The sequence below is a fragment of the Acinetobacter sp. YH12142 genome (genome assembly GCF_013418435.1).
In the GTDB taxonomy this organism is placed as follows: domain Bacteria; phylum Pseudomonadota; class Gammaproteobacteria; order Pseudomonadales; family Moraxellaceae; genus Acinetobacter; species Acinetobacter amyesii.
This window is the reverse complement of record NZ_VPCB01000036.1, coordinates 1-5,766: the sequence shown is the minus strand read 5'-3', so window position 1 is coordinate 5,766 and position 5,766 is coordinate 1. Positions and strand designations below refer to the sequence as shown.

The following is a 5,766-nucleotide window of genomic DNA, read 5'->3' as shown; positions in this document are numbered from 1 at the left end:
TAAGCGCAGCGAATGCCGGGTAATACTCGTCAACGATCTGATAGAGAAGGGTTTGCTCGGGTCGGTGGCTCTGGTAACGACCAGTATCCCGATCCCGGCTGGCCGTCCTGGCCGCCACATGAGGCATGTTCCGCGTCCTTGCAATACTGTGTTTACATACAGTCTATCGCTTAGCGGAAAGTTCTTTTACCCTCAGCCGAAATGCCTGCCGTTGCTAGACATTGCCAGCCAGTGCCCGTCACTCCCACTCGATTGTAAACAAGCACACAAAACCCTTTAGTGACAACAATTTGCAAGAACTATCAGGCTCAGTGCCATGAAAAATACCATGACCAGATCATGAGGTTGAACACGGCTTGCGCCGGCAGCGTTCACGCTCCTGGTCGGCGATCTCGCCCGGCTGCAATGCTAGCTCAGCATCGGTCATGCGCTCCAGCACGTCGCGTAGGCGGATGGTGCAAGGAATGGGCGGCAGCTCGAACTCATAGCCGCCGGCGATCATTTCGGCCGCAATCTCCTCGGTGATGAAAAACGGCTCGTCGTCTTGGTTCGGCTTCTTCATGCCCTTTCCTCCTGGCGCTCATCCTGGCCGACAGCGGCCAGGGCATCGGCTTCCGTCAATGCGTCCTCCACGAACGCGCCGTGCTGCTTCGCTTCGGCCTGGCTGACCTCGGCCCATATCCGTTTCACCTGGGCCGCACTGTACCCGGCCAGCTCGGCGGTCTTGTTGATGCTGTAGCCGGACTTGCGCAGCGCGACAACTTGGGCGCGGCGCTTCGGATCAGCACGGCGGCCCTTGTACCGCCCGGCCTGGCGGGCCAACTCAATGCCTTGGCGCTGGCGTTCGCGCCTGTCCTCGTAGTCGTCGCGGGCCATCTGCAAGGCCAGGCGAAAAAGCATGATCTGCACGGCTTCCAGCACGATCTTGGCGACGCCCTGGGCCTCGGCCGCCAGGTCGGATAGATCGACCACGCCAGGGACGGCCAGGCGTGCGCCTTTGGCCTGTATCGAGGCCACCAGGCGCTCGGCCTCGGGCAAAGGTAGGCGGCTGATGCGGTCGATCTTCTCGGCAATGACCACCTCGCCGGGCTGTAGGTCGCCGATCATGCGCAGCAGCTCAGGCCGGTCGGCGCGTGCGCCGGATGCCTTCTCACGGTAGATGCCGGCGACGTAGTAGCCGGCGGCCTTCGCGGCCGTAGTGATCGCCTCTTGGCGTTCCAAGTCCTGCGCGTCGGTGCTGACGCGCAGATAGACCCGCGCCACCATCGGCGCGGCTACTGGCTTCGTCCTGCGCATACTTGCGGGCTCCTTTGGGCATACTCAAATGCACCCATCTTAAACTGGCAGCTAATGTACAAAAGTTGATAGAAGCACACAAGTTCAATTTTGCACTTCTGCCCACTATTGCAAAACTGCTTGTTAGTAGCCGTTTTTTCTTACTGTTTATAGATTCAATAATTTTTGAAACGAAAAATTGGGACTAAACATTTCGGTTTCGTTTTCTGTCGATTCGTCCTGCGTATCTTTTGCATAAACAAACATTTGTTGTTCGTAGTTTTCGATGGCATTTTCAATACTTGTAAATTCTCCGTTTGTAAGGTTTTCAGACAATATCAAAGCATCCAATAATCCCGTATTTACACCCTGTCCTGCAAAAGGCGACATCAAATGAGCAGCATCGCCAATCATTGTTATGGGTAATGGACGGTTACTTTTCCAATCATTGTTCAAAGGAAATTTCCTTGTGGGCAAGCATTGAAATGTTGATACCGAACGTATTAATTGTTTGTAAACTTCACTCCATTTGGAAAATCTTTTCAATAAAAAATCGGCAACGCTGTTTCTGTCCTGAAAATCTAAGGGAATTTTATTTTTCCATTCATCGGGCGTTTTAAAACTAATTCCTAAATACAATGCACCATTATTATTGGGATTGGCAAACAATAAAATGCCCTGATGTCCCGCCATTAATCGGTTGCCGTTGCATAGCTGAAAAAATCCGGGACAGTTTATTTCCGGTTGAAGAATATCAGCTTGGATGTTGAAAGTACCGGTTTCTTCAACTTGCGTGTCGGTAACAAAGCTCCTTATTTTCGACATTCCACCATTGGCAAGAATAACCAAATCTGCTGTTTCACTCGGTTTATTCTCAAAAGTTAGTGTCCACTTCTTCTTACCAGGTTCAAGCATAACAAGTTTTCTATCCCAAATAACCGTGTCGTTTTCTAAACTATTCAACAAGATAGCCCTTAAGTCATTTCTGTTTATTTCAGGATTGTCAAATCGATTTTCGGGCTTTACATTTTTTGTGGATAAAATATTGCCTTTTTCATCAGCAATATTTACACCCATTGGTAAGGCTAAGTCATAATAAGTTTGTAACAATCCCGCTTTTTTCATTGCTTCCTGACCTGAACCTTTGTGTAGGTCAAGGGTTCCACCAAAAATTCTTGCCTCTCGGTCGTTGTCTCTTTCGTAAACTGAAACGTCTATGCCGTTTTGCTGTAATAATTTTGCCATAGTCAGTCCAACGGGTCCACCACCAATTATTGCAACGTTCTTATCACTAAGTAAATTCATTTGTTTGTCTGTATCTATTCGCATTGTCATTCAAAAATGGCACATAACAAGTGGCTATACGCCAAATGGCGTATATATCCACTATATCTTATTTTGCTAAACCTTTCATTATCAGTGACAAATCCGTTTTCAACCGTTTACCGTTCGTTTCTACTCTCTCAAAAGGATTTATATTCATAGTGCTTTTTGTTAAGTTTTGCTCAAATATACAAATCCTTTCTATATATCTAACAAATCCATCGGACTTTTTAATTGTTCCATTCCCTTGGTGGTAATATGTGTATAAACCTCAGTTGTTTTACTGCTTGAATGACCTAACAACGATTGAATATAACGTAAACTCGTACCATTCTCAAGCAAATGCGTTGCAAAGCTATGTCGTAAGGTATGTACAGTAACTTCCTTTTGAATCTTTGCTTTTAAAACAGCTGCTTTAAAAATGTTTTGAATACTTCGGCTTGAGTATGCGCCACCTTTTTGACCTTCAAATAAATAATCTTTTGGTTTATATTCCATAAAGTATGTTCTTAAAATAATTAATGTTTTCTCAGATAAAATGGTATAACGATCTCTTTTTCCTTTTGACTGTTCTATACGAATTTGCATGCGCTTGGAGTCAATGTCTTTTATTTTCAGGTTTATACATTCAGAAATGCGCAAACCTGCCGAATAAATAGTCATCAGAATAGCCTTGTGTTTCACGTTTTCAATAGCGCGTAGTACCCGAATGGTTTCTTCTTCACTCATCACAACAGGAAGTGTTTTTTCTTTTTTTGGTCTTTCGATGAAATATGTTTTCCGTTGTCCACCCAAAACACGTTCGTAATAAAACTGGCACTGTTGCAAAGTTAGCGATGAGGCAGCCTTTTGTCTTATTCAAAGGCCTTACATTTCAAAAACTCTGCTTACCAGGCGCATTTCGCCCAGGGGATCACCATAATAAAATGCTGAGGCCTGGCCTTTGCGTAGTGCACGCATCACCTCAATACCTTTGATGGTGGCGTAAGCCGTCTTCATGGATTTAAATCCCAGCGTGGCGCCGATTATCCGTTTCAGTTTGCCATGATCGCATTCAATCACGTTGTTCCGGTACTTAATCTGTCGGTGTTCAACGTCAGACGGGCACCGGCCTTCGCGTTTGAGCAGAGCAAGCGCGCGACCATAGGCGGGCGCTTTATCCGTGTTGATGAATCGCGGGATCTGCCACTTCTTCACGTTGTTGAGGATTTTACCCAGAAACCGGTATGCAGCTTTGCTGTTACGACGGGAGGAGAGATAAAAATCGACAGTGCGGCCCCGGCTGTCGACGGCCCGGTACAGATACGCCCAGCGGCCATTGACCTTCACGTAGGTTTCATCCATGTGCCACGGGCAAAGATCGGAAGGGTTACGCCAGTACCAGCGCAGCCGTTTTTCCATTTCAGGCGCATAACGCTGAACCCAGCGGTAAATCGTGGAGTGATCGACATTCACTCCGCGTTCAGCCAGCATCTCCTGCAGCTCACGGTAACTGATGCCGTATTTGCAGTACCAGCGTACGGCCCACAGAATGATGTCACGCTGAAAATGCCGGCCTTTGAATGGGTTCATGTGCAGCTCCATCAGCAAAAGGGGATGATAAGTTTATCACCACCGACTATTTGCAACAGTGCCGATAAAAATATATCATCATGAACAATAAAACTGTCTGCTTACATAAACAGTAATACAAGGGGTGTTATGAGCCATATTCAACGGGAAACGTCTTGCTCGAGGCCGCGATTAAATTCCAACCTGGATGCTGATTTATATGGGTATAGATGGGCTCGCGATAATGTCGGGCAATCAGGTGCGACAATCTATCGATTGTATGGGAAGCCCGATGCGCCAGAGTTGTTTCTGAAACATGGCAAAGGTAGCGTTGCCAATGATGTTACAGATGAGATGGTCAGACTAAACTGGCTGACGGCATTTATGCCTCTTCCGACCATCAAGCATTTTATCCGTACTCCTGATGATGCATGGTTACTCACCACTGCGATCCCCGGGAAAACAGCATTCCAGGTATTAGAAGAATATCCTGATTCAGGTGAAAATATTGTTGATGCGCTGGCAGCGTTCCTGCGCCGGTTGCATTCGATTCCTGTTTGTAATTGTCCTTTTAACAGCGATCGCGCATTTCGTCTCGCTCAGGCGCAATCACGAATGAATAACGGTTTGGTTGATGCGAGTGATTTTGATGACGAGCGTAATGGCTGGCCTGTTGAACAAGTCTGGAAAGAAATGCATAAGCTTTTGCCATTCTCACCGGATTCAGTCGTCACTCATGGTGATTTCTCACTTGATAACCTTATTTTTGACGAGGGGAAATTAATAGGTTGTATTGATGTTGGACGAGTCGGAATCGCAGACCGATACCAGGATCTTGCCATCCTATGGAACTGCCTCGGTGAGTTTTCTCCTTCATTACAGAAACGGCTTTTTCAAAAATATGGTATTGATAATCCTGATATGAATAAATTGCAGTTTCATTTGATGCTCGATGAGTTTTTCTAATCAGAATTGGTTAATTGGTTGTAACACTGGCAGAGCATTACGCTGACTTGACGGGACGGCGCTTCCCTACCCTCATGGCCGCCTCCCAGGAATCGACCCAGGTGCTTATCGTGGACATAATCCTTTACTCATAAATTTATCTTATTCCATTATTGTACCTGTCACGCAAAACTTGCAGAAAAGCCATAAACGCAGGAGAATCCTGTCGGCGGTGAGGATAATAAATATGGTAGCCGTCAAAATATGGACACCACTCGGTCAGAACAGCAATCAGCTTGCCGCTTTTGATATATCCATCTGCAACATACTCGGGAATATAGGCAATCCCCAGCCCGTCTAATGCTGCATCGAGCTGATGAATCGTGCTGTTCGCAATATATTGCCCTTTGACTTTCAGACTGAATTTCTGAGCATCTTTCTCGAATTCCCAGGCGTACAATCCACTCGTATCAGAATAGCGGACGTTAATGCAGTTGTGGTTCAAAAGATCCTGCGGCTTCCTGGGCTTAGCATAACGCTTAAAATGGCACTGTTGCAAAGTTAGCGATGAGGCAGCCTTTTGTCTTATTCAAAGGCCTTACATTTCAAAAACTCTGCTTACCAGGCGCATTTCGCCCAGGGGATCACCATAATAAAATGCTGAGGCCTGGC

At 46.5% G+C, this 5,766-nt stretch carries 7 protein-coding genes; 1 reads left to right on the top strand and 6 read right to left on the bottom strand.

Going from position 1 to position 5,766, the window contains the following annotated elements; all coding sequences use genetic code 11:
- Positions 1-337 precede the first annotated feature (337 nt).
- From FTU77_RS15665 to FTU77_RS15645, 5 genes are all read right to left on the bottom strand, one after another.
- Positions 338-562 (bottom strand): hypothetical protein, encoded by a 225-nt coding sequence (locus FTU77_RS15665; protein ID WP_000743213.1) that lies wholly within the window; start codon positions 560-562, stop codon positions 338-340.
- Positions 559-1,296 (bottom strand): recombinase family protein, encoded by a 738-nt coding sequence (locus FTU77_RS15660; RefSeq protein ID WP_001366550.1) that lies wholly within the window; start codon positions 1,294-1,296, stop codon positions 559-561. Before FTU77_RS15660 ends, FTU77_RS15665 begins: the two co-directional genes overlap by 4 nt.
- A gap of 147 nt (positions 1,297-1,443) precedes the next feature.
- Positions 1,444-2,610, bottom strand: coding sequence for a tetracycline-inactivating monooxygenase Tet(X3) (locus FTU77_RS15655; RefSeq protein WP_024160783.1), 1,167 nt, complete (start codon positions 2,608-2,610; stop codon positions 1,444-1,446).
- Positions 2,611-2,799: 189 nt separating this feature from the next.
- Positions 2,800-3,393 carry a tyrosine-type recombinase/integrase gene (locus tag FTU77_RS15650; protein WP_205779272.1) on the bottom strand — a complete coding sequence of 198 codons (594 nt, stop codon included), beginning with the start codon at positions 3,391-3,393 and terminating at the stop codon, positions 2,800-2,802.
- 72 nt (positions 3,394-3,465) lie between these two features.
- On the bottom strand, positions 3,466-4,170 hold the full coding sequence (locus FTU77_RS15645) for an IS6-like element IS26 family transposase (protein WP_001067855.1): 705 nt from the start codon (positions 4,168-4,170) through the stop codon (positions 3,466-3,468).
- Between the two features lie 129 nt (positions 4,171-4,299).
- Here FTU77_RS15645 and FTU77_RS15640 point away from each other — a divergent pair, with 129 nt between their 5' ends.
- Positions 4,300-5,115, top strand: a complete 816-nt coding sequence (locus FTU77_RS15640) for an APH(3')-I family aminoglycoside O-phosphotransferase (protein WP_000018323.1) — start codon at positions 4,300-4,302, stop codon at positions 5,113-5,115.
- A gap of 136 nt (positions 5,116-5,251) precedes the next feature.
- Here the strand turns inward: FTU77_RS15640 and FTU77_RS15635 are convergent, their stop codons facing one another.
- A complete protein-coding gene (locus FTU77_RS15635; protein ID WP_001183556.1) occupies positions 5,252-5,653 on the bottom strand; it encodes a LysR substrate-binding domain-containing protein in 402 nt (133 codons plus the stop codon).
- Between the last annotated feature and the right edge of the window lie 113 nt (positions 5,654-5,766).

Bases quoted from the DNA above. Each gene is read 5' to 3' on its own strand.
- FTU77_RS15655 (WP_024160783.1), bottom strand. From the start codon at position 2,610: ATGACAATGCGAATAGATACAGACAAACAAATGAATTTACTTAGTGAT.
- FTU77_RS15640 (WP_000018323.1), top strand. From the start codon at position 4,300: ATGAGCCATATTCAACGGGAAACGTCTTGCTCGAGGCCGCGATTAAAT.
- FTU77_RS15645 (WP_001067855.1), bottom strand. From the start codon at position 4,170: ATGAACCCATTCAAAGGCCGGCATTTTCAGCGTGACATCATTCTGTGG.
- FTU77_RS15660 (WP_001366550.1), bottom strand. From the start codon at position 1,296: ATGCGCAGGACGAAGCCAGTAGCCGCGCCGATGGTGGCGCGGGTCTAT.
- FTU77_RS15665 (WP_000743213.1), bottom strand. From the start codon at position 562: ATGAAGAAGCCGAACCAAGACGACGAGCCGTTTTTCATCACCGAGGAG.